Source organism: Rhodobacter sp. 24-YEA-8, from assembly GCF_900105075.1.
In the GTDB taxonomy this organism is placed as follows: Bacteria; Pseudomonadota; Alphaproteobacteria; order Rhodobacterales; family Rhodobacteraceae; genus Pseudogemmobacter.
In genome coordinates, this window is sequence record NZ_FNSK01000001.1 from 2,315,748 (window position 1) to 2,335,181 (window position 19,434).

Sequence of the window (19,434 nt, forward strand, 5' to 3'; positions counted from 1 at the left end):
TCGCCATCAACAGGTCCAGCAGGTTTGCCCGATATGTCGAATGACCCCCTCCTCCAGCCCTTTCAGCTGAAACATCTGACCCTGAGAAACCGGATCATGATCACCAGCCATGAACCGGCCTATCCCGAGGACGGGATGCCGAAAGGCCGCTACCGCGCCTATCATGTCGAACGCGCCAAAGCGGGGGTCGCGCTGACGATGACCGCAGGTTCGGCCAGTGTCGCGCGCGACAGCCCGCCGGTGTTCAACAATATCCTCGCCTGGAAAGATGAGGTGGTCGGCTGGATGAAGCAGATGGTCGATGAATGTCACGACCATGGCGCAGCGGTGATGATCCAGCTGACGCATCTCGGCCGTCGCACCCGCTGGGACAAGGGCGACTGGCTGCCGGTTCTGGCGCCCTCGCATGAACGCGAGGCCGCGCATCGCGCCTTCCCCAAGCGCATGGAAGACTGGGACATCGCCCGCGTGATCCGTGATTTCACCGACGCGGCCGAGCGGATGAAGGCGGCGGGCGTCGACGGGATCGAACTGGAAGCTTACGGCCATTTGCTGGAACAGTTCTGGTCGCCCCTGACCAACGATCTCGACGCGCCCTGGGGCGGCGATCTCGACAACCGGCTGCGCTTCACCTTTGACGTGCTGCGCGCCATTCGCGACCGCTGCGGGCCGGATTTCATCGTCGGACTGCGCTATACCGGCGACCAGGATCTGAAAGGCGGCATGGGGCCGGCCGAGGGGATGGAGGTCTCGCGGCGCCTGCGCGACAGCGGGCTGGTCGATTTCCTGAATGTGGTGAAGGGTCATATCGACACCGATCCGGGCCTTACCGATCTGATCCCGGTCCAGGGCATGCCCTCGGCCCCGCATCTTGATTTTGCGGGCGAGATCCGGGCCGCAACCGGGTTTCCGACCTTCCACGCCGCCCGCATCCCCGACATCCCGACCGCCCGCCATGCAATTGCCTCTGGCAAGCTGGATATGGTCGGCATGACCCGCGCGCATCTCGCCGACCCGCATCTGGTCAGGAAGCTGCGCGAAGGGCGCGAGGACGATATCCGCCCCTGTGTCGGCGCGAATTACTGTCTTGATCGCATCTATCAGGGCGGCATGGCGTTCTGCCTGCACAATGCCGCCTCGGGCCGCGAAGAAACGATGCCGCATGACATCCCCGCCGCACCGGCGCAAAAACGGGTGACGATCATAGGTGCCGGCCCCGGGGGGATGGAGGCAGCACGGGTGGCTGCTGCCCGCGGTCATGCCGTCACAGTGCTTGAGGCTGCAGACCGCGCCGGTGGCCAGATCCGCCTGACTGCACAGGATGCCCGGCGGCGCGAGATGATCTCGATCATCGACTGGCGCATGGCGCAATGCGAGGCGAAGGGGGTAACGTTCCGCTTTAACACTTTTGCCGATCCGGAAACGGTGCTGACGACCCGGCCCGATGAGGTGATCATCGCCACCGGCGGCCTGCCCCACACCGAAGTGCTGGAGGCCGGGAATGACCTGGTGGTCTCGACCTGGGATATACTCGCGGGCGATGTGAAGCCGGAGGCGAGCGCGCTGGTCTATGACGATGCCGGCGACCATGCGGCACTGCAGGCCGCAGATCTGATCTCGGCCACCGGGGCAAGCGTCGAGATCGTGACACCGGATCGCAGCTTCTCGCCCGAGGTTATGGCGATGAATCTCGTGCCCTATATGCGCAATCTGCAAAAGCGTGACACGACCTTTACCGTGACCTGGCGCCTGATGTCGGTCGCACGCGAAGGCAACCGGCTGCGTGCTGTTTTAGGCAGTGATTACGGCGACTTCCGGCGCGAACGCCTGGTGGATCAGGTGGTGGTGAACCATGGCACAAGGCCGCTTGACGATCTTTATTTCGCGCTGAAACCGCTGTCCTCGAACCTGGGCGAGGTGGATTACGAGGCGCTCTCGACCGGCGGGTTTCAGACGTTGCGGCCGAACCCGGAAAGCGCCTTCCGCCTGTTCCGGATCGGCGATGCGGTGGCCGCGCGCAACACCCATGCGGCGATTTATGACGCGCTCAGACTGGTTAAGGATCTGTAACCGCTGCCATGACTTCAGCGGTCAGACAGACCCGGAATCGCGTCAGCGACGGATAGTCGGGCGAGGCCGCCGGTCGTATGATGCGGCGGCATGCTCCTGCCCTTCGCCTGTTCTTCTGAGGATCCGATCTCGGAGGGCCGGCATAAGGAGCCTGGATCGCGCGCGCTTTCATTCCGCCGCAGACCTCGACCATCGCAAACCATCTGCCAAAGGCAATGGGGGCAGCCTGACTGCCGAAAGCCAAGGTTGGGACCGAGGAGGTGAATGACCGATTGTTGCATTCTGTACGGTTGCGGTTGGCATCGGGCGCAGCAATATCGGTAGAATTGTTGGATATCTGTACCTATTTCGTGACTTAGGTCACGGCAATGGCGCAGAAGGCGATCACCCGTCCACATCTTTTAACCACCGACGATGTCATGGCGGCGGTGCCCCCCTGCGCAACTGCCGATCAGTCTCGGGGACGGCAGCGATCTGAAGGCGATGGCAGAACCCCGGATCATGTCGCCTCTGATCGGCGTGGCGCTTTCAGACCTGACGCTGGAACATGACCGCGGCCCGGAAGGTGCTGGTACGCTAGAACGCGCGGAAGGTCATGGTTGTCAGGGTGCGCTGGATGCCGGGAATGTCGAAAAGCTTTGACGACAGGTAATGGCCGGTATCTTCCCCTTCGGGGATGTAGACCTTGGCGATAATGTCAAAATCGCCGCTGGTTGAGTAAAGCTCGCTGACGACTTCCCGGTCCCAGATTGCATCTGCGACCTCGTAAGTGCGGCCCGGTGTGCAGCGTATCTGAACGAAAACCAGTGACATGGGAGCACCCTCTCTTTTTTCGCCGCAGCCTAGCGCCGCGCTGGCCAAAGGGAAATCCCCCCGCAACCGCGAAACGATTTCTTACAAGAAATCGTGCCGGAGTTTTTGAAAAAACTCCGGGCCGCCCGCGTCATGCGCCTGCGTCGGCCCTGTCGTCTTCGGATTTCAGTTCCAGCTTTGGCGCCGCCTTCAGGTCGGAGATTCCCAATATCTGTTTTGGCCGCGCGAGCCGGTTTCTGACCACCCAGTGCAACCGCGTCTCGGCCCGCGTGATCGCCACATAGGCGAGGCGCTTCCACAAGGGTACGCCCGCTTCTGTCCGGTTCGCCCAGGCTGCCGCCGCGAGATCGGGCGCAAACACCTGCACTTCGGGCCATTGCGAGCCCTGCGCCTTATGGATCGTGACCGCCGCCCCATGCAAGAACGCCGCCCCCATCGTATGGGCATGGGGAATAAAGGGTTCCTCCTCCTCCGGCCGTTCGATCTTGATGATCGAGGCGACCGAAAGCTGCGGATCTTCCGCCCCCAGCACATGCAGTTTCGCAAAGCCCGAGCGGTTGCCCGGCCCCAGATAGATCACCTGCGCGCCCTTGATCAGACCGCGCGCCTCCAGATCCACCCGTTTCTTGCGGTGTTTGAGCGGCAACTCAATGCCGTCGCAGATCAGCGGCTCGCCGGGCATCAGATCATCGGCGGGGGCGTCATGGCCGAGGCGAAAGGCGGTGATCAGTTTCACCCGTGTGGCATTGCGCCACACCAGAACCGGCGAGCGCGCCATCAGATCCGCATCGACCCGTTCCGACCACATGACACGGTCATCCTGGCCCGCCTTTTCGCGCACCAGCCGCTCAAAGTCGTCAAAGCCGATGCTGTCATCGGCCAGCGCATGGGCGAGATCGAGGATCGGATTGTCCTGGGTCTGACGGTGGATCCGGTGCAGATTCAGCCGCTGTTTCGGCTCCAGCCCCTCGAACACCATCTTGCCTGACTGCCCCACCGGCGCCAGCTGCGCCGGATCGCCGAACAGCACGAGACGCGGGAAAATCTCCTGCAAATCGTTGAACTGGCGTTCATCCAGCATCGAGGCCTCATCAACAAAGCCGATATCCAGCGGATCTTCCCGCCGTTTCCAGCCTTGGATGAAATCAGACCCTTTCAGCCCCGCTGCCGCAAGCGCGCCGGGGATCGACGCAACCTGTTGATAAAAAGCATGGGCGCGGTCCAGCGCTTCTTCGGTCAGCCCCTCGACCTTTGGCCGTTCTGCCTGGCCCGCGAGCCATTCGGCGATCCGCTCATATTGCGGATCATAGAGCGGCGTATACAAAATGCGGTGGATAGTGGTTGCCGGCACGCCGCGCTGGCGCAGAACCGAGGCCGCCTTATTGGTTGGCGCAAGGATCGCGAGGCTGCGGCGCTCCTTGCGGCGCTTGCCTTCCCAGTCGCCTGAGACGATCTCGACCCCGACGCCTTTCAGCGCCTTGTAGAGTTCGGCAAGCAGGAGCGTTTTCCCCGACCCCGCCTTGCCGATCACCGCCATGACAGAGGCACGCCCCTCGCCCGGCGGCAGCAATATGCCATTGTCGATATCAACCCCCTGAGATTTCAATCCGGAGGAAATACGGTCCCAGGCCTCGGCCTGATCGTCGGAAAAAGTGGGGGCCAGTGCCTGCATGGCGCGCAGACTATCCTTTGCCGCAAGCAAGCGCCAGCGGCGCCAGGCTCTTCAAAGGTGCAGCGCGGACCAGATCGCGATGCACTGAAACCTCATGCACAAGAACAGCCGGCATCGCTAAGATCAGTGTGGCAGCCCTTTGGGTTTCGGGCGCTTGCCGTCCTTCGCCCCAGGCGTTCCGATCTCCATCTCTGCGGCGCGCAAAGCCTCTTCGACCTTCTGCGCCAGCGCCGGAAGGTCGTTCGTCAGCGCATAAGCCCGCAAGTCCTTCAGGACATCGAAAACCCAGTCGTGCCCCATACTGTCACCTGAAACAGGGAAACCCGAACATTCCTAACATTCCTCCCAGGGATGAGAGTACCCGCCACTTCCTGAACAAACTGTTGCCATAACCATAAATCCCGCAACCAAAGATGAACAGCGCCGCATCCTCTGCGGATACGGCGCTGTTCATCTGGTCTGATCGGTGACAAGCCTGATCAGCGATTGCGGCTGGCTTCCAGCGTATCCTCAAAAGTCCTGAGCCCGGTACGCGGCGCCTGGACCAGCACGGCCATATTGCCGGGCTTATGCTGGTTCTTCCACATCAGCGTATGCGCGCGCGGAATCTCGGCCCAGGGAAAGACCTCGGACATGCAGGGATCAAGGCGCCGCTCGCACATCAGCTTATTGGCGGCAGAAGCCTGTTTCAGATGCGCGAAATGGCTGCCCTGAAGACGCTTTTGATGCATCCACATGTAACGGACGTCAAAGGTGCAGTTGAAGCCGGAGGTGCCGGCGCAGATCACCACCATACCGCCTTTTTTACACACCAGCGACGAGACCGGGAAAGTCTGCTCGCCCGGATGTTCGAACACGATATCCGGGCTGACGCCTTTGCCGAAAATGTCCCAGATCGCCTTGCCGAATTTGCGCGCCTCTTTCAGCCAGACATTGTATTCGTCCGAGTTCACCTTCGGCAGCTGCCCCCAGCATTTGAACTCATTGCGGTTGATCACGCCTTTCGCACCCAGTGACATGACGAAATCGCGCTTGCTCTCATCCGAGATCACGCCGATCGCATTGGCACCCGCCGTATTTGCCAGCTGGATCGCGTAGGATCCGAGGCCACCGCTCGCCCCCCAGACCAGCACATTCTGCCCCGGTTTCAGGTCATGCGGCGCGTGGCCGAAGAGCATCCGGTAAGCGGTCGCCAGCGTCAGCGTGTAGCAGGCGGCTTCTTCCCAGGTCAGGTGCTTCGGGCGCTCCATCAGCTGCTGCGCCTGAACCTTGGTGAATTGCGAGAATGAGCCGTCATGGGTCTCATATCCCCAGATCCGCTGGGTCGGCGAGAACATCGGGTCGCCGCCGTTGCATTCCTCGTCGTCGCCATCATCCTGGTTGCAATGGATCACAACCTCATCGCCGACCTTCCAGCGCTTCACCTTGTCACCCACCGCCCAGACGATGCCCGAAGCATCCGAACCCGCGATGTGATAGGGTTGTTTATGCACGTCAAACGGTGAGATCGGCACGCCAAGACCGGCCCAGACGCCATTATAGTTCACCCCGGCCGCCATCACGAGCACCAGCACCTCATTGCTGTCGAGCTTCCAGGTGTCGACCACCTCAAGCTGCATCGCGCTTTCCGGCTCGCCATGACGCTCGCGGCGGATCGCCCAGGCATACATCTTCTCAGGAACATGACCGAGCGGCGGCATCTCGCCAATCTCGTAGAGATCTTTCTTGGGGGCATCATAGGTCATGATCGGTGCCTGCCTGTCCAGTGCCATGGGCGAACTCCTGATTTCGTGCCGCGCTGCAGAATCAGCGGGCCGTTGTCAGGAGGTTTAAAATCCACGACGCAACAATGCAACCTCATTTGGATATTTTGGGTAATTTTATGTCCGCCGCGTTGCGGCGCCATTTGCAGACTGGCCAGGGCAGCGCCGCTGCCCGTCCCGCAGTCACCCCGGCGCAGAAAAAAGCGCGCCCACAATCCGGGACGATGCAGAGAAAGCAGCGAAAAAGAAAAAGGCGCCCTGCGCATATCGCGCGGGCGCCAGGTGCGGAACGAGGGACAGTGCAAACAAGGTACGGGGGTTCCAGATCCCGTGCCTCATGACTGTGACTTAGAAACATTACTGCTGCATTAAAGAGGCGTTCGCATCTTTGTGATCAAACCGCACCTCCGCAGATGCCTCTCCCTTAACGGATCGAGGCCGCGTAAAGCGCCACCGCCGCCGCATTCGAGACATTGAGACTGCCAAAGCCGCCCGCCGCCGGAATACGTGCAATCAGATCACAGGTTTCGCGGGTTTTTTCACGCAGGCCGGGGCCTTCAGCGCCCATCACCAGCCCGACCGGCCGCGTTCCGGCCTGGCTCAGCGCATCCGACAGCGTCAGATCGGCCTCGCCGGCAAGGCCAATCAGCAAAAAGCCCATATCGCGCAGTTCATTCATCGCATCGGCAAGATTGGTGACTCTGAGATAGGGCTGCCGCTCCAGCGAGCCAGAGGCGGTTTTCGCCAGCGCCCCGGTCTCCGGCGCCGAATGATGGCGCGGCGCGATCACGGCACGCGCTCCGAACACCTCGGCCGAACGCAGCACCGCACCGGCATTATGCGGATCGGTCACCCGGTCCAGCAGCACCACGAGCGGCGCGCCCTCGCCCGAGACCGCGACCTCCTCAAGGCTGCCCCAGTTGAGTGGCTTCACCTCCATCGCGGCGCCCTGATGCACAGAACCCGGATCAATCGGCACATCAAAAGACCGCGCGTCAACCAGTTCCGGCTCAAGCCTCGAGGCGAGGATCGCATCTTCCAGCTTGTCGAATGCGTTCTTGGTCACCACGAGGCGCAGTTTCTCACGTTTCGGGTTCAACAGCGCGTCACGCACGGCATGCAGACCGAAGAGCCAGACGGTCTCTTTCGCCTCTGCCCGCTTTGCACGTTCCTTATCGACCACCCAGGCTGGTTTTTTCATCGCATTATCCCCGTCTGGCTCCAGATCACGCATCATAGATTTCCGGGGACAAAAGGCCGAATCCAGCGAAAAGCGCAAGGCAAAAGCGGATCATCTGCCAGGCCTTGCACCGGTCGTGCGAAAGATCGTCACAAAAGCGGTGATAGGGCATTGACGGGGCAGAGAGGAGAATCTAGTAAGCCCGCACTGTGGGCGACGTGCTGCAAGGTGCGGCAGCGGACTGTAACTCCGCCGAGGCGACTCATGCCTGGTTCGATTCCAGGGTCGCCCACCATAACAAAATCAATAACTTACGAGATTTTGTTATGGTGGGTCCACTGGGGTAGCCCAAAATCTGCTAACCTTTTTGCTAATCTTTCTGCTAACCCGTCACTTCCCCCGAATCTTGGTTCCAGGGGGTGTTCGGAGGCATGAAGATGATTCCCCTGATGTTCCGCGCCGGCAGCTTCGTCATGGTGCGCAAGGTTCCAAAACGCTACGCAGCCGTCGAGCCGCGTAAACAAATTTGGCTGTCCTTGGGCACAGATGTTCACGTCGAAGCGGTCACTAAGGCGACAGCCGCCTGGGATGCCCTAATCGCATCATGGGAACTCAGGCTGGCAGGTGAGTCAGATGAGGCAATGAAGCGTTACGATGCGGTACGCGAGATCGCAGCACGCAAGAACATCACATACATTCCCCAATCCGAATGTTGATTTGCACTCGGAACTGACCCGGGCAGGCGTATAACTTCCACCGTGATTTGACCCATGTGACCCTTCCCCTGAGCACTGTGAGCGACGGGGGGCATTGGAGTGATCCACATGGGACTTTTGAACGTCATTCGTCGTCTTGCGCTGCGAGAGAAGCTGCCGATCCGTGAGATCGCGCGGCGGACTGGGCTCTCTCGGAACACGATCAAGAAGTATCTGAAGTCGGGCGCGATCGAGCCGAAGTTCTCGGTGCCAGAGCGACCGAGCAAGCTCGATCCATTCGCGGACAAGCTGTCGGCCTGGCTGAAGACCGACAGCACGAAGTCGCGCAAGCAGCGCCGGCCGCTGACGCGATTGCATACCGATCTTGTCGCACTGGGGTTTACAGGCTCCTACAACCGGGTCGCGGCCTTCGCGCGGGAATGGCGCACGGCGCGGCAAACGGCTGATCGGGGCACCTTCGTGCCTCTGGCCTTCCGCCCCGGCGAGGCCTTCCAGTTCGATTGGAGCGAAGACTTTGCCGTGCTTGGCGGTGAGCGGACCAAGCTGCAGGTGGCGCATACGAAGCTGTCGCACAGCCGCGCTTTCGTGGTGCGCGCGTATCTGCTCCAGACCCATGAGATGCTGTTCGACGCCCACTGGCATGCCTTCCGCGTCTTTGGCGGCGTGCCTGAGCGGGGGATCTACGACAACATGAAGACTGCGGTCGGTCAGATTGGCCGTGGCAAGGAACGGCAGGTCAATCTGCGCTTCCTCGCCATGGCCAACCACTACGTCTTCGAACCTGACTTCTGCAATCCGGCTGCGGGTTGGGAGAAGGGTCAGGTCGAGAAGAACGTGCAGGATGCCCGGCCACGGTTCTGGCAACCGATACCGAACTTCCCCGATCTGGCCGCCCTCAACGCCTGGCTGGAGCAGCGATGTGTCGAGCAATGGCGCGAGATCCCGCACGGCCATCTGGTCGGCAGCGTCGCCGATGTCTGGAGCGACGAGCAGCACGCGCTGATGCCCGTGCCGGCTCCCTTCGATGGCTTCGTCGAACAGAGCAATAGGGTCTCCCCGACCTGCCTGATCAACTTCGAGCGCAACCGCTACAGCGTCCCTGCATCTTTTGCGAACCGTCGGGTGAGCCTGCGCGTCTATCCGGAGCGGCTCGTGGTCGTCGCCGAGGGGCAGATCCTGTGCGAACATGTGCGGCGGATTGATCGGTCCCATCATCTGCCGCCGCGCACGATCTATGACTGGCGCCACTACCTGACGGTGATCCAGCGCAAACCCGGGGCGCTGCGCAACGGCGCACCATTCGTCGAGCTGCCGCCCGCCTTCCGGCAGTTGCAGGAGCAGATGCTGAAGCGCCCCGGCGGGGACCGGGAGATGGTCGATATCCTCGCCCTCGTCCTGCATCACGATGAGCAGGTGGTGCTGACCGCAGTCGAGCTTGCTTTGTCGGAGGGCATCGCCACCAAGACCCATGTTCTCAACACCCTGCACCGGCTGATCGATGGCAAGGCGATCAACGGCCCGACCGTCGACGCCCCGCAGGCGCTGCTCCTGCGCCACGAACCCAAGGCCGATGTCGGACGCTATGACAATCTGCGCGCCCGCAGCACCGGAGGCCGCCATGCGTCATGATCCCGCCAGTGGGGCCATCGTCATCATGCTGCGAAGCCTCAAGATGTATGGCATGGCCCAGGCCGTGACGGACCTGATCGAACAGGGCGCGCCCGCCTTCGATGCAGCTGTGCCGATCCTGACCCAGCTGCTGAAGGCAGAGGTTGCGGAGCGAGAGGTGCGCTCCATCGCCTATCATATGAAGTCGGCACGCTTCCCGGCCTATAAGGATCTGACGGGCTTCGACTTCGCGGCCAGCGAGATGAACGAAGCCACCGTGCGCCAGCTGCATCGCTGCGAGTTCATCGATGGTGCGCAGAATGTCGTGATGATCGGCGGGCCGGGCACTGGCAAGACCCATGTCGCGACCGCCATCGGCACACAGGCCGTCGAGCATCATCGCCGCAAGGTCCGCTTCTTCTCCACCATCGAACTCGTCAATACGCTCGAACAGGAGAAAGCCAAGGGCAAGGCCGGGCAGACGGCCGAAAACCTCGCACGCCTCGACCTCGTGATACTGGACGAGTTGGGCTACCTGCCGTTCAGCTCTTCAGGCGGTGCGCTGCTCTTCCATCTGCTGAGTAAGCTCTACGAACGCACCAGCGTTGTGATCACCACCAACCTCAGCTTCAGCGAATGGGCCAGCGTCTTCGGTGATGCCAAGATGACCACTGCGCTGCTCGATCGCCTTACCCACCGATGCCACATTCTGGAGACCGGAAACGATAGCTTCCGCTTCAAAGCCAGCACCGCTGCCGCAACCCGAAAGAAGAAGGAAATCGCACATGCCTTGACCCAGCAATAACCTGGTTCGCATAACTGAGAGGTGGGTCACTTCTCGATGGAAAACCCGGGTCAGTTCCGAGTGCAAATCAACACATATGCCTTGGACAGCCCTGAAATAGCTGCTGGCAGATCAGACGGATCGATTGCTTGCTCTACAATAGAGAGCGTTTCGCCTTCAATATCTGGCCTGGCACTATGCCATTGCTTGAGAGTTCCCTGCGGATCGTAATCAATCAGAGCGACTCTACGGCCTTCTTTTGCCGCCGCTACTGCCAAGTTTAATGCAGTAGTAGACTTACCGCTTCCACCTTTCGAGTTGCTAATAACCAGTGTCTCCATGCTGTTTCCCCTTGTTGCCGGATACCTAGCATATGTTATCTGATTATTAAAGAATGATTTAAGTTTGTAAGTATTTAAGTTTGTACGTGACTACTTATTTACTTAGAAAATCCGGCCTTCTAAGCCAGCTTGCTGCGAACAAGATAAGTTACGAAACATGTTGACATGGAACTATGTTTCCGGGCTTGTAGGTATAGTTACTCCGCCGAAATGGCTAAATCTTGTATACCATTTTGTATGCCAAATCGTGAGCCATCGTCCGCACGGAATATCGAAAAATGATGCAATATCATGAACTTATACTGACAAAGAAAACCGATATACGGACTGCAACTCCGCCGAGGAGACTCATGCCTGGTTCGATTCCAGGGTCGCCCACCACTTCAAAATCAATGGCTTACATGATTTTGAGGTGTTGGAGCCACTTGGGAAGACGAAAAAACGTCTGTCCTTTTATCTGTACACGCCCCCTTGCCGGATCAACGAACAGCGCCTCAAGCAGGTTCTTGAAGACAAGTTCAAACTTTTCACCAGGATTGACGGCAGCCGCCTGCCTCAAGGCTGCATCAGAGATCGCTGCTTCTACAATCTGGTCAAAGAAGAGCTGATCCGCCTGATTGAACTCTGTGCCGAACCTGTCTTGACGACGTCGATCATCCGCCAGGCCCCTTGCGGCCCATCGGCGTCGCACAATCGACCGGGAACACCGGCCTGAGCCAGCCGGCAGAAGTCGATGAAGCGCGCCGGGGAGGCAGAGCCCCCTCCGGCGCGGCCCGAGAGCAGGATCAGAGGATTTTCTGGCCGGTTTTGGCCCAGTCTTTCGCAAACTGCTCCAGGCCCTTATCGGTCAGGACATGGTTCGCCATCGCCTTGATCACCGAAGGCGGCGCGGTGATCACGTCAGCCCCGATCAGTGCGCAGTCTTTCGCGTGGTTCACGGTGCGGACCGAGGCCGCGAGGATCTGGGTCTCAAACCCGTAATTGTCATAGATGGTGCGGATATCCTGGATCAGATCCAGCCCGTCGAGGTTGATATCATCCAGACGGCCAACGAAGGGCGAGATGAAGGTCGCACCGGCTTTCGCCGCCAGCAGCGCCTGGTTGGCCGAGAAGCACAGCGTCACATTGACCATCCTGCCCTCATCCGTCAGCACTTTACAGGCTTTCAGACCATCCCAGGTCAGCGGCACTTTGACGGTGATGTTCGACGCAATCTCGGCCAGTTTGCGGCCCTCGGCGATCATGTCATCGGCCTTCTCGGCGACGACCTCGGCCGAAACCGGGCCAGCGACGATCGAGCAGATCTCTTTGGTGACTTCCAGGATGTCACGTCCGGATTTCAGGATGATCGAAGGGTTGGTGGTCACACCATCCACCATCCCGAAATCGTTCAGCTCACGGATGGCATCCACATCAGCGGTATCGACAAAGAATTTCATGGCGTCATGCTCCCATTGGGCGGCCAGGTGGGTGGAGAAAGGGGGTCGGGAGAGCTATTACCGCAAAGCGGCCCTGGACGAAAGAGGGTCCGGCCCCGGAAATGTGAGCGCTAACGGAAATGATGGCAGAACGGGTTTTCGAGGCGGGCGAGACGGTGACGGTGCTGACCACCGAGCCGCTCGGGCCGTTTCTGGATTACCGCGCGCCGGAGGGCGGCTGCGGCACCGGCGATTTCGTCGAGGTGCCGCTGGGCCCACGCCGGGTGCTGGGCGTGGTCTGGGGGCCGGGGCTTGGCGATTTCGACCGCGCCAAGCTGCGCGATATCCGGCAGGTTCTTGATGTGCCGCCAATGCGGGCCGAACTGCGCCAGTTCCTGACACGATCCGCCGACTATACCATGACCTGGCTGCCCTCGATGCTCAGGCTTGCGACGCGCGCGCCGGGGCTGACGGACCCGCCCTCGATGCGCAAGGTGTTGCGGTTGAGCGGGCCGGTGCCGAACCAGCTGACCGATGCGCGCCACCGCGTGATCGAAGCGCTGCGCCAGTTCGGCGGCGCCTCGGTTCTGCCAGGCGAGCTGGCAGAAGCCGCCTCGGTCTCGGCCTCGGTCGTCAAGGGGCTGGTGAAGCTCGGGGTGATTTCCGAGGAAGAGGCACCGCGCGATCTGCCCTATCCGAAGCTGGATGCGCTGCGGCCCGGGCGGCTTTCAGGCGACCAGATCGCCGCCGGCGAGGCGCTGCGCGAGATGGTCGGCAAGGATGATTTCCAGCCGGTCCTGCTGAAAGGCGTCACCGGGTCCGGCAAAACCGAAGTCTATCTCGAAGCCGTGGCCGAGGCCTTGCGCCGGGGCCGCCAGGCGCTGGTTCTTCTCCCCGAAATTGCGCTGACCGCCGATTTTCTGGCCCGCGTCGAGGCCCGTTTCGGCGCCCGCCCCGGAGAATGGCATTCCGGCGTGACGCAAACCGAGCGCCGCCGCCTGTGGAAAATGGCCGGCACCGGCGATGTCGGGCTGGTGGTGGGCGCGCGCTCGGCGCTGTTCCTGCCCTTTCAGGATCTGGCGCTGATCGTGGTCGATGAAGAACATGACAGTTCCTACAAACAGGAAGAGGGCGCGCTATATAATGCCCGCGACATGGCGGTTCTCAGGGCCTCGATCACCCATTGCCCGGTGGTGCTGGCCTCTGCGACGCCCTCGCTCGAAAGCTGGGTCAATGCCGACCAGGGCCGCTACCTGCGGCTGGATCTGACCTCGCGCTTCGGGGCGGCCGAGATGCCCGCGATGCGCGCCATCGACATGCGAAGCGAGAAACTGCCGGCGGATCGCTGGATGTCGGAGGCGCTGGCAAAGGGTGTCGAGGCGCGGGTCAAGGCGGGCGAACAGGCGCTCTTATTCATCAACCGGCGGGGATTTGCGCCGGTGACGCTCTGCCGCGCCTGTGGCCAGCAGGTCGGCTGCGACCAGTGTGACGCGCGAATGGTCGAGCACCGTTTCCTCAAACGCCTCGTCTGCCATCAATGCGGCGCGACCAGACCGGTGCCGGAAAGTTGCCCGTCCTGCGGCGTCGAAGGCCGGATGGCGGCAATAGGCCCCGGTGTAGAGAGGCTGGCCGAAGAGGTCATCGCGCGCTTCTCCGAAGCACGGGTGGCGGTCTTGTCTTCGGACCTTTTCGGCTCGGCCCGGGCGCTGAAGGCTCAGATCGAAGAGATCGCGGCGGGCGGCGCCGATATCATCATCGGCACGCAGATCGTGGCAAAGGGGCATAATTTCCCGCATCTGACGCTTGTTGGGGTGATCGACGCCGATCTCGGGCTGCAAGGGTCCGATCTGCGCGCGGCCGAACGCACTTTCCAGCTGATGCGCCAGGTGGCGGGGCGCGCGGGACGCGCCGAGAAACCGGGTGAGGCCTGGCTGCAGACCCATCAGCCCGAACATCCGGTGATCCGCGCCATTCTCGGCGGCGATGAAGAATCCTTCTGGCGGGCCGAGGCCGATGAGCGCCGTCAGGCAAACGCGCCGCCCTTCGGCCGCTTTGCCGGCATCATCCTCTCCGGCCCCGATCTGCAGCCGCTCTTTGATTTCGGTGCCGATCTCGCCCGCGCCGACGGCCCGATCCGCCAGGTGGGGGGCGAAGTGCTCGGCCCGGCCCCCGCCCCCATTGCCCGCGTCCGCGGCCGCCACCGTGTCCGCCTGCTGATCCGCGCCCCGAAAAGCGCAGCGCTGCAAAATGCGATTGCGGCCTGGCTCAGACAGACCCGGCAGCCGAAGGGCATCCGCCTCGCCATCGACATCGACCCGCAGAGCTTTCTGTAACCCTGCGAAGGCGGCGCTGTTCAAACTGCTTCGAGGGGGATTGCCGGAGGCAGATATGCCACGCGCAGGGCGGTATGCGCCGGGGTGAAAGGAAATACTTCCTCAGCCTTTCCCTTTTTTGCTATATTTGGCCCCGAACAACGAAAAAAACACCGAGCAGCTTTCAATGATCGAACCTGACTTGCGCGACCGCATCCTTGCGGAGCCGGAAAATCTGCTGGATGACCGCGACCTCATGAATGCCCTGGTCGCGGCAAATGAGCGGGCGATGGGCTCCAATGTTATTGACCTGCGCGGCATTGCCATGCAGCGTCTGGAGACAAGGCTGGAGCGGCTGGAAGACACCCATCGCTCAGTGATTTCCGCCGCGTATGAGAACCTTGCCGGCACCAATCAGATCCACCGCGCCATTCTGCAGATGCTCGATCCGCCGGATTTCGCCGGGTTTCTCGCCGGTCTCTCGGGGGAGGTCGCGGCGACTTTGCGCGTCGACCGGGTGCGGCTGGTGCTGGAAAGTGCAGGCGGCGGCGAACAGGCCGAAGATCAGGCACTGTCCCGGCTGGAAAATGTGCTGCTGATTGCCGAGCCCGGCTTTACCGGCGGCTATATCGCCGCAGGCCGCAAGACCGCCTCGCGCAGTGTGACGCTGCGCCCCGTGTCCGCCCAGGTACAGGCCGGGTGCGACCGCATCTATGGCGGCCACGGCTTTATCCGTTCCGAGGCGCTCTTGCAGCTCGATTTCGGCCAGGGCCGGCTGCCGGGGATGCTGGCGCTTGGCGCAGAAGACCCGCATCAGTTCCGCCCGACCCAGGGCACCGATCTCCTGGCCTTCTTCGCGGGGGTTTTCGAGCGCTCCATGCGCCGGTTCCTGTCATGAACGATCTCACCGCGCTGACACCACAGATGCGGGCAGCGCTGAGCGACTGGCTGGCCGGGCTCTCGGCACTGGGCAATGCCTCCGGTCACACGATCATCGCCTATCGCCATGATGTGGTGAACTGGATGGGCTTTCTCGCCGCGCATCACGGCGAGCCGGCCGGGCCGGCAACCATTGCCGGCATGAGCCAGTCCGACCTGAGGGCCTGGATGGCCCATGAGCGCGGACGCGGGCTCTCGGCGCGCTCGCTGGCGCGGGCACTGTCTTCGGTGCGCAGCTTCGCGCGCTGGCTGACCGAACGACAGGAGGGGCTGGGCGAGGCAACCGTGATCCTCTCGGCGCGGGGCCCGAAATTCCGCCGCCGCCTGCCGAGACCGCTCAGCGAGGCCCAGGCGCTCGGGATGATCGAAACCGTCTCGTTACAGGCGCGGACCGACTGGCAACAGGCCCGCGATATGGCGGTGGTGACGCTGCTTTACGGCTGCGGCCTCAGGATTTCCGAAGCATTGTCGCTGACAGGCGCCGACCAGCCGCTGCCCGATATGCTCAGGATCACCGGCAAGGGCGGCAAAACGCGGCTTGTGCCGGTGCTTCCGGCAGCGCGGGCGGCGGTGGCCGAATATGTCCGGCTCTGTCCCTTTCAGATCACCGGGGCAGACGCGCTTTTCCGGGGCGCCCGCGGTGGTGCGCTGAACCCGCGGCTGATCCAGAAAGCGATGGAACAGACGCGGCTGCAGCTTGGCCTTCCCGCAACCGCCACGCCCCACGCTATGCGCCACAGCTTCGCCACTCACCTCCTTTCGGCGGGTGGAGACCTGCGTTCGATCCAGGAATTGCTGGGCCATGCCTCGCTTTCGACCACCGAAGCCTATACGGCGGTTGACGCCGCGCGGCTGATGGATGTCTATGCAGCCGCGCATCCCCGTGCGCATTCTTCGCCGCAACGGGGGGTTTCCTGACCCGCCGGAGATTGCATTTTCGGTGCTATTGCTTCATGAGTTTGTGATGTCAGACCGCTATAAAGCCCTTTCCGTTCATCTGCTGACCGCCTCTGGCGCGGTGCTGTCAATGCTGGCAATGCTGGCTGCGGTCGAGGCCAAATGGAGCCTGATGTTCCTCTGGCTCGTCGTCGCTTTGATTGTCGACGGGATCGACGGGCCGCTGGCGCGCAAATTCGATGTGCAGAAAAACTGGCCGACCTATGACGGCGTCCTGATGGATCTGATCGTCGATTATCTGACCTATGTGTTCATCCCGGCCTATGCCCTGTTCAAATCGGGGCTGCTGACCGGCTGGACGGGCTGGATCGCGATCATCGTGATCGTCTTCGGCTCGGTGGTCTATTTCGCCGATACAAGGATGAAGACCCGCGACAAAAGCTTTGCGGGCTTTCCCGCCTGCTGGAATATGGTCGTGCTGGTGCTGTTTGCGGTCGCGCCCTCGCAAGGGGTGATCCTGGCCCTCGTGATCGCGCTGACGGTGACCATGTTCACCAATCTGAAATTCATCCACCCGACCCGGACCAAACGCTGGCGCAATGTCTCGCTGCCGGTCTCGGTCGCGTGGATCGTCTTTGCCGCCTGGGCGGCCTGGATGGATTTCGCGGAAGGCAGCCTCGCCCATTGGGGGCTGATCGTGACCTCGCTCTATCTCGCCCTTGCAGGTATCCTGCAGCAGATCATTCCCGAGGGAATTCGCCGCGTCAGATAGACCGGTCTCTCTCTGGCCTGGCGGTGGGAGCCTCCGGCGGGGATATTTAGAGACAGATGAAATCTGCTTTTCTGATTATTTCATCTGTCCATAAATATCCCGGGGGTAAGGCCCTGCAAGGGCCGGAGGGGGCTGGCCCCCTCCCTTACACCCTTGTCAGGATCACGCCGGCCACAATTACAAGCGCCGCCGCAGCCTTTTCCCGGCTCATCCGCTCGCCAAAGACCAGCCAGCCGATCAGCACCGCGAACAGGATCGAGGTTTCGCGCAGCGCCGCCACCAGCGCGATGGGGGCAATGGTCATGGCCCAGACCGCAATCGCATAGGCGCCGAAGCTCGCGGCGGCACCGATCGTTCCCATCTTCCAGGCCTGAAAGCCCAACGGCACCACTTTGCGGCCGCGCATGGCCAGCATTCCCAGCGAGAAAATCAGCCCATCCGCCACGAAAACCCAGGCGATATAGGACACGGCATTGCCCGAAATCCTCGCGCCCTGGCCGTCGATCAGCGTATAGCAGGCCGTCGCCAGTGCAGAGCCGAGCGCGAAGGGCACAAGCTTGCGGTTCTCGTCGCTTGCGAACACGCCCCGCGCCATCATCAGGATCCCCGCCGCCAGCACCGCAATGGCGAGATACTGACGCGAGCTCATCACATCGGTCAGCAGGAATACCCCCGCCACCGTCACCAGCATCGGCGCCGCGCCGCGCGCAATCGGGTAGACCCGGCTCAGATCCCCGCGCTCATAGGCATAGCTGAGAAAGTACTTATAGGCGAAATGCGTGATCCCCGCAGCGATCACCCAGGGGATTGCCGCCGGGTTGATCGGCCCCATGAAAAAGGCAACGCCAAGGCCGATCGGCACTTCCATCACCGACAGAACCACCATCGCACCGATCTTTGAGGTGCCCAGCTTGATCAGCGCATTCCACAGCGCATGGAGGAAGGCCGCTGCCATGACAGCGAGAAAGACGCCAAAGGTCACGATAAAAAACCGTTACAGTTCCGTTACGCCGATCTCTGGCACGCGGCGGCGGCGGCGGCAAGCGGGCTCATATCAGAAGCCCTGCCGCTCCCTCGAACCGCAACAGTGCCACCTTGGTCTCGACACCGCCCGGGGCGGAAAAGCCTCCCAGCGTCTTTGCGCCCAGCACCCGGTGGCAGGGGATGATGATCGGGATCGGATTGGCGCCGCAGGCCTGGCCCACAGCCTGTGCGGGCGCGCCTGTGAGCTTCGCGATCTCGCCATAGGTGCGGGTCTCGCCCTGCGGGATCGCCACCATCGCGCGGCGGACCTTTTCATGCAGCCCCCTGCCCCAGTCAAGCGGCAGGTCAAACCGCACCAGCCGGCGTTCGAACCAGGCCGAGAGCTGCGCGATCCCCTCGCGTTGCAGCGCGCTTGCCCCGGCCTCGCCCTCGCCCCAGACCAATGCGGTGATCTGCTGGCCATCATCGCGCAAGGAGACCGGCCCAAAGGGAGTTAGGCAAATATTCTTCATTCGAAATTCACCAGGGTGACGGGATTGCTCTCGCCATCATAGCTGGCATCCACCTCATAGCGCACCAGCCGGAAGGCGGCATCCTGCAGCCGCCAGATCCCGGCATCCGAGGCATCCCCGATCCCGCGCCAGAAGGTATGGGAGGAAATCTGCAGCGTTTGAGGATCGAAACCGGCATTGATCGCCAGCAGATCCGCACTCCAGCCATTGATTTCCAAAAGGCTCACCACGCTATCCGCCTCGCCGGGCGCCGCGGCCTCCTCGTCATATTCGATCTTCAGTGTTGGCCGGGTCAGGCCCACTGGAATCGCTCCGCCCTGATCGGAGGAGATCATGAAGACCTGCGAGATATTATAGGCGTAGATATCGCATTGAAACTCCCAGACCACCCTCGGGATCGGATCGCCCCAGCTGCCGGGGCTTTCGACCTCGAACCGCTTCGGGGGCTTGAGCAGCCGGCCATCTTCGGAAAACGCCCCGGTGCATTCTTCGGCGAAGGTCACTGAAAAAGCCGCAATGGCGATGGCATCCTCCGGCAGCGCCGCCTGGGAGAAGGCCGGGCTGGCCGTCGCCAGCAGCAGCGGAAACAGGATCTTTCGCATCAGAGGGTCTCCTTCACATGCGAGACTGGCACGTCGGCCCCCCGCTGCCAA

Annotated in this window: 19 protein-coding genes and 1 tRNA gene; 10 read left to right on the top strand and 10 right to left on the bottom strand. The window is 61.8% G+C overall.

The window, feature by feature from the left end; all coding sequences use genetic code 11:
• Window positions 1-33: 33 nt before the first annotated feature.
• Complete coding sequence (gene hpbA, locus BLW25_RS11260) at window positions 34-2,070, top strand: N-methyl-L-proline N-demethylase HpbA (protein WP_092899081.1); 2,037 nt, start codon at window positions 34-36, stop codon at window positions 2,068-2,070.
• Window positions 2,071-2,646: 576 nt separating this feature from the next.
• On the opposite strand, the gene BLW25_RS11265 is transcribed toward hpbA, so the two are convergent.
• The 5 genes from BLW25_RS11265 to rlmB form a co-directional block, all read right to left on the bottom strand.
• Window positions 2,647-2,883, bottom strand: a complete 237-nt coding sequence (locus BLW25_RS11265) for an Lrp/AsnC ligand binding domain-containing protein (RefSeq protein WP_092899083.1) — start codon at window positions 2,881-2,883, stop codon at window positions 2,647-2,649.
• A gap of 130 nt (window positions 2,884-3,013) precedes the next feature.
• Window positions 3,014-4,555, bottom strand: a complete 1,542-nt coding sequence (locus tag BLW25_RS11270) for an ATP-dependent DNA helicase (RefSeq protein ID WP_092899085.1) — start codon at window positions 4,553-4,555, stop codon at window positions 3,014-3,016.
• Between the two features lie 123 nt (window positions 4,556-4,678).
• Window positions 4,679-4,855, bottom strand: a complete 177-nt coding sequence (locus BLW25_RS24360; RefSeq protein WP_171909529.1) for a hypothetical protein — start codon at window positions 4,853-4,855, stop codon at window positions 4,679-4,681.
• Between the two features lie 179 nt (window positions 4,856-5,034).
• Window positions 5,035-6,327, bottom strand: coding sequence for a crotonyl-CoA carboxylase/reductase (gene ccrA / locus BLW25_RS11275; RefSeq protein WP_092899087.1), 1,293 nt, complete (start codon window positions 6,325-6,327; stop codon window positions 5,035-5,037).
• Between the two features lie 415 nt (window positions 6,328-6,742).
• The gene (gene rlmB / locus BLW25_RS11280; protein ID WP_092901932.1) at window positions 6,743-7,519 is read right to left on the bottom strand and encodes a 23S rRNA (guanosine(2251)-2'-O)-methyltransferase RlmB; all 777 of its coding nucleotides are present in this window, start codon (window positions 7,517-7,519) and stop codon (window positions 6,743-6,745) included.
• Between the two features lie 190 nt (window positions 7,520-7,709).
• Here rlmB and BLW25_RS11285 point away from each other — a divergent pair.
• The 4 genes from BLW25_RS11285 to istB all read left to right on the top strand — a co-directional run bounded on the left by BLW25_RS11285 (window position 7,710) and on the right by istB (window position 10,627).
• Window positions 7,710-7,793 (top strand) — tRNA-Tyr (locus tag BLW25_RS11285).
• A 136-nt stretch (window positions 7,794-7,929) separates the two neighbouring features.
• Complete coding sequence (locus tag BLW25_RS11290) at window positions 7,930-8,214, top strand: DUF6538 domain-containing protein (RefSeq protein WP_092899089.1); 285 nt, start codon at window positions 7,930-7,932, stop codon at window positions 8,212-8,214.
• Between the two features lie 108 nt (window positions 8,215-8,322).
• The gene (gene istA, locus BLW25_RS11295) at window positions 8,323-9,843 is read left to right on the top strand and encodes an IS21 family transposase (RefSeq protein ID WP_143040494.1); all 1,521 of its coding nucleotides are present in this window, start codon (window positions 8,323-8,325) and stop codon (window positions 9,841-9,843) included.
• Complete coding sequence (gene istB, locus BLW25_RS11300) at window positions 9,833-10,627, top strand: IS21-like element helper ATPase IstB (RefSeq protein ID WP_092899009.1); 795 nt, start codon at window positions 9,833-9,835, stop codon at window positions 10,625-10,627. The genes istA and istB overlap by 11 nt, the downstream gene beginning before the upstream one ends.
• Before the next feature lie 50 nt (window positions 10,628-10,677).
• On the opposite strand, the gene BLW25_RS11305 is transcribed toward istB, so the two are convergent.
• Complete coding sequence (locus BLW25_RS11305) at window positions 10,678-10,947, bottom strand: ParA family protein (RefSeq protein WP_092899091.1); 270 nt, start codon at window positions 10,945-10,947, stop codon at window positions 10,678-10,680.
• A gap of 412 nt (window positions 10,948-11,359) precedes the next feature.
• Between BLW25_RS11305 and BLW25_RS24365 the strand changes: the two genes are divergently transcribed.
• Window positions 11,360-11,662, top strand: a complete 303-nt coding sequence (locus tag BLW25_RS24365) for a hypothetical protein (protein ID WP_171909530.1) — start codon at window positions 11,360-11,362, stop codon at window positions 11,660-11,662.
• A gap of 70 nt (window positions 11,663-11,732) precedes the next feature.
• Here BLW25_RS24365 and fsa read toward each other — a convergent pair whose 3' ends face one another.
• Window positions 11,733-12,386, bottom strand: a complete 654-nt coding sequence (gene fsa / locus BLW25_RS11315) for a fructose-6-phosphate aldolase (RefSeq protein ID WP_092899093.1) — start codon at window positions 12,384-12,386, stop codon at window positions 11,733-11,735.
• Window positions 12,387-12,508: 122 nt separating this feature from the next.
• Here fsa and BLW25_RS11320 point away from each other — a divergent pair, with 122 nt between their 5' ends.
• The 4 genes from BLW25_RS11320 to BLW25_RS11335 all read left to right on the top strand — a co-directional run bounded on the left by BLW25_RS11320 (window position 12,509) and on the right by BLW25_RS11335 (window position 17,285).
• Complete coding sequence (locus BLW25_RS11320) at window positions 12,509-14,698, top strand: primosomal protein N' (RefSeq protein WP_092901936.1); 2,190 nt, start codon at window positions 12,509-12,511, stop codon at window positions 14,696-14,698.
• Between the two features lie 166 nt (window positions 14,699-14,864).
• Window positions 14,865-15,575: a DUF484 family protein gene (locus tag BLW25_RS11325; RefSeq protein ID WP_092901939.1), complete on the top strand. Its 711-nt coding sequence runs from the start codon at window positions 14,865-14,867 to the stop codon at window positions 15,573-15,575.
• Window positions 15,572-16,534: a tyrosine recombinase XerC gene (locus BLW25_RS11330; protein ID WP_092899095.1), complete on the top strand. Its 963-nt coding sequence runs from the start codon at window positions 15,572-15,574 to the stop codon at window positions 16,532-16,534. The genes BLW25_RS11325 and BLW25_RS11330 overlap by 4 nt, the downstream gene beginning before the upstream one ends.
• A gap of 46 nt (window positions 16,535-16,580) precedes the next feature.
• Entirely contained in the window at window positions 16,581-17,285 is a 705-nt protein-coding gene (locus BLW25_RS11335) for a CDP-alcohol phosphatidyltransferase family protein (protein WP_171909531.1), read from the top strand.
• A gap of 145 nt (window positions 17,286-17,430) precedes the next feature.
• On the opposite strand, the gene BLW25_RS11340 is transcribed toward BLW25_RS11335, so the two are convergent.
• The 3 genes from BLW25_RS11340 to BLW25_RS11350 all read right to left on the bottom strand — a co-directional run bounded on the left by BLW25_RS11340 (window position 17,431) and on the right by BLW25_RS11350 (window position 19,383).
• Window positions 17,431-18,267 carry a DMT family transporter gene (locus BLW25_RS11340; protein WP_092899097.1) on the bottom strand — a complete coding sequence of 279 codons (837 nt, stop codon included), beginning with the start codon at window positions 18,265-18,267 and terminating at the stop codon, window positions 17,431-17,433.
• Between the two features lie 67 nt (window positions 18,268-18,334).
• Complete coding sequence (locus BLW25_RS11345) at window positions 18,335-18,781, bottom strand: methylated-DNA--[protein]-cysteine S-methyltransferase (protein ID WP_092899099.1); 447 nt, start codon at window positions 18,779-18,781, stop codon at window positions 18,335-18,337.
• Window positions 18,778-19,383 carry a DUF1176 domain-containing protein gene (locus tag BLW25_RS11350; protein WP_092899101.1) on the bottom strand — a complete coding sequence of 202 codons (606 nt, stop codon included), beginning with the start codon at window positions 19,381-19,383 and terminating at the stop codon, window positions 18,778-18,780. Before BLW25_RS11350 ends, BLW25_RS11345 begins: the two co-directional genes overlap by 4 nt.
• Between the last annotated feature and the right edge of the window lie 51 nt (window positions 19,384-19,434).

What these genes read in the sequence shown, in the direction of transcription:
- hpbA (WP_092899081.1), top strand. Translation starts at nt 34, where the DNA reads ATGTCGAATGACCCCCTCCTCCAGCCCTTTCAGCTGAAACATCTGACC.
- BLW25_RS11265 (WP_092899083.1), bottom strand. Translation starts at nt 2,883, where the DNA reads ATGTCACTGGTTTTCGTTCAGATACGCTGCACACCGGGCCGCACTTAC.
- BLW25_RS11270 (WP_092899085.1), bottom strand. Translation starts at nt 4,555, where the DNA reads ATGCAGGCACTGGCCCCCACTTTTTCCGACGATCAGGCCGAGGCCTGG.
- BLW25_RS24360 (WP_171909529.1), bottom strand. Translation starts at nt 4,855, where the DNA reads ATGGGGCACGACTGGGTTTTCGATGTCCTGAAGGACTTGCGGGCTTAT.
- ccrA (WP_092899087.1), bottom strand. Translation starts at nt 6,327, where the DNA reads ATGGCACTGGACAGGCAGGCACCGATCATGACCTATGATGCCCCCAAG.
- rlmB (WP_092901932.1), bottom strand. Translation starts at nt 7,519, where the DNA reads ATGAAAAAACCAGCCTGGGTGGTCGATAAGGAACGTGCAAAGCGGGCA.
- BLW25_RS11290 (WP_092899089.1), top strand. Translation starts at nt 7,930, where the DNA reads ATGAAGATGATTCCCCTGATGTTCCGCGCCGGCAGCTTCGTCATGGTG.
- istA (WP_143040494.1), top strand. Translation starts at nt 8,323, where the DNA reads ATGGGACTTTTGAACGTCATTCGTCGTCTTGCGCTGCGAGAGAAGCTG.
- istB (WP_092899009.1), top strand. Translation starts at nt 9,833, where the DNA reads ATGCGTCATGATCCCGCCAGTGGGGCCATCGTCATCATGCTGCGAAGC.
- BLW25_RS11305 (WP_092899091.1), bottom strand. Translation starts at nt 10,947, where the DNA reads ATGGAGACACTGGTTATTAGCAACTCGAAAGGTGGAAGCGGTAAGTCT.
- fsa (WP_092899093.1), bottom strand. Translation starts at nt 12,386, where the DNA reads ATGAAATTCTTTGTCGATACCGCTGATGTGGATGCCATCCGTGAGCTG.
- BLW25_RS11320 (WP_092901936.1), top strand. Translation starts at nt 12,509, where the DNA reads ATGGCAGAACGGGTTTTCGAGGCGGGCGAGACGGTGACGGTGCTGACC.
- BLW25_RS11325 (WP_092901939.1), top strand. Translation starts at nt 14,865, where the DNA reads ATGATCGAACCTGACTTGCGCGACCGCATCCTTGCGGAGCCGGAAAAT.
- BLW25_RS11330 (WP_092899095.1), top strand. Translation starts at nt 15,572, where the DNA reads ATGAACGATCTCACCGCGCTGACACCACAGATGCGGGCAGCGCTGAGC.
- BLW25_RS11335 (WP_171909531.1), top strand. Translation starts at nt 16,581, where the DNA reads ATGTCAGACCGCTATAAAGCCCTTTCCGTTCATCTGCTGACCGCCTCT.
- BLW25_RS11345 (WP_092899099.1), bottom strand. Translation starts at nt 18,781, where the DNA reads ATGAAGAATATTTGCCTAACTCCCTTTGGGCCGGTCTCCTTGCGCGAT.
- BLW25_RS11350 (WP_092899101.1), bottom strand. Translation starts at nt 19,383, where the DNA reads ATGCGAAAGATCCTGTTTCCGCTGCTGCTGGCGACGGCCAGCCCGGCC.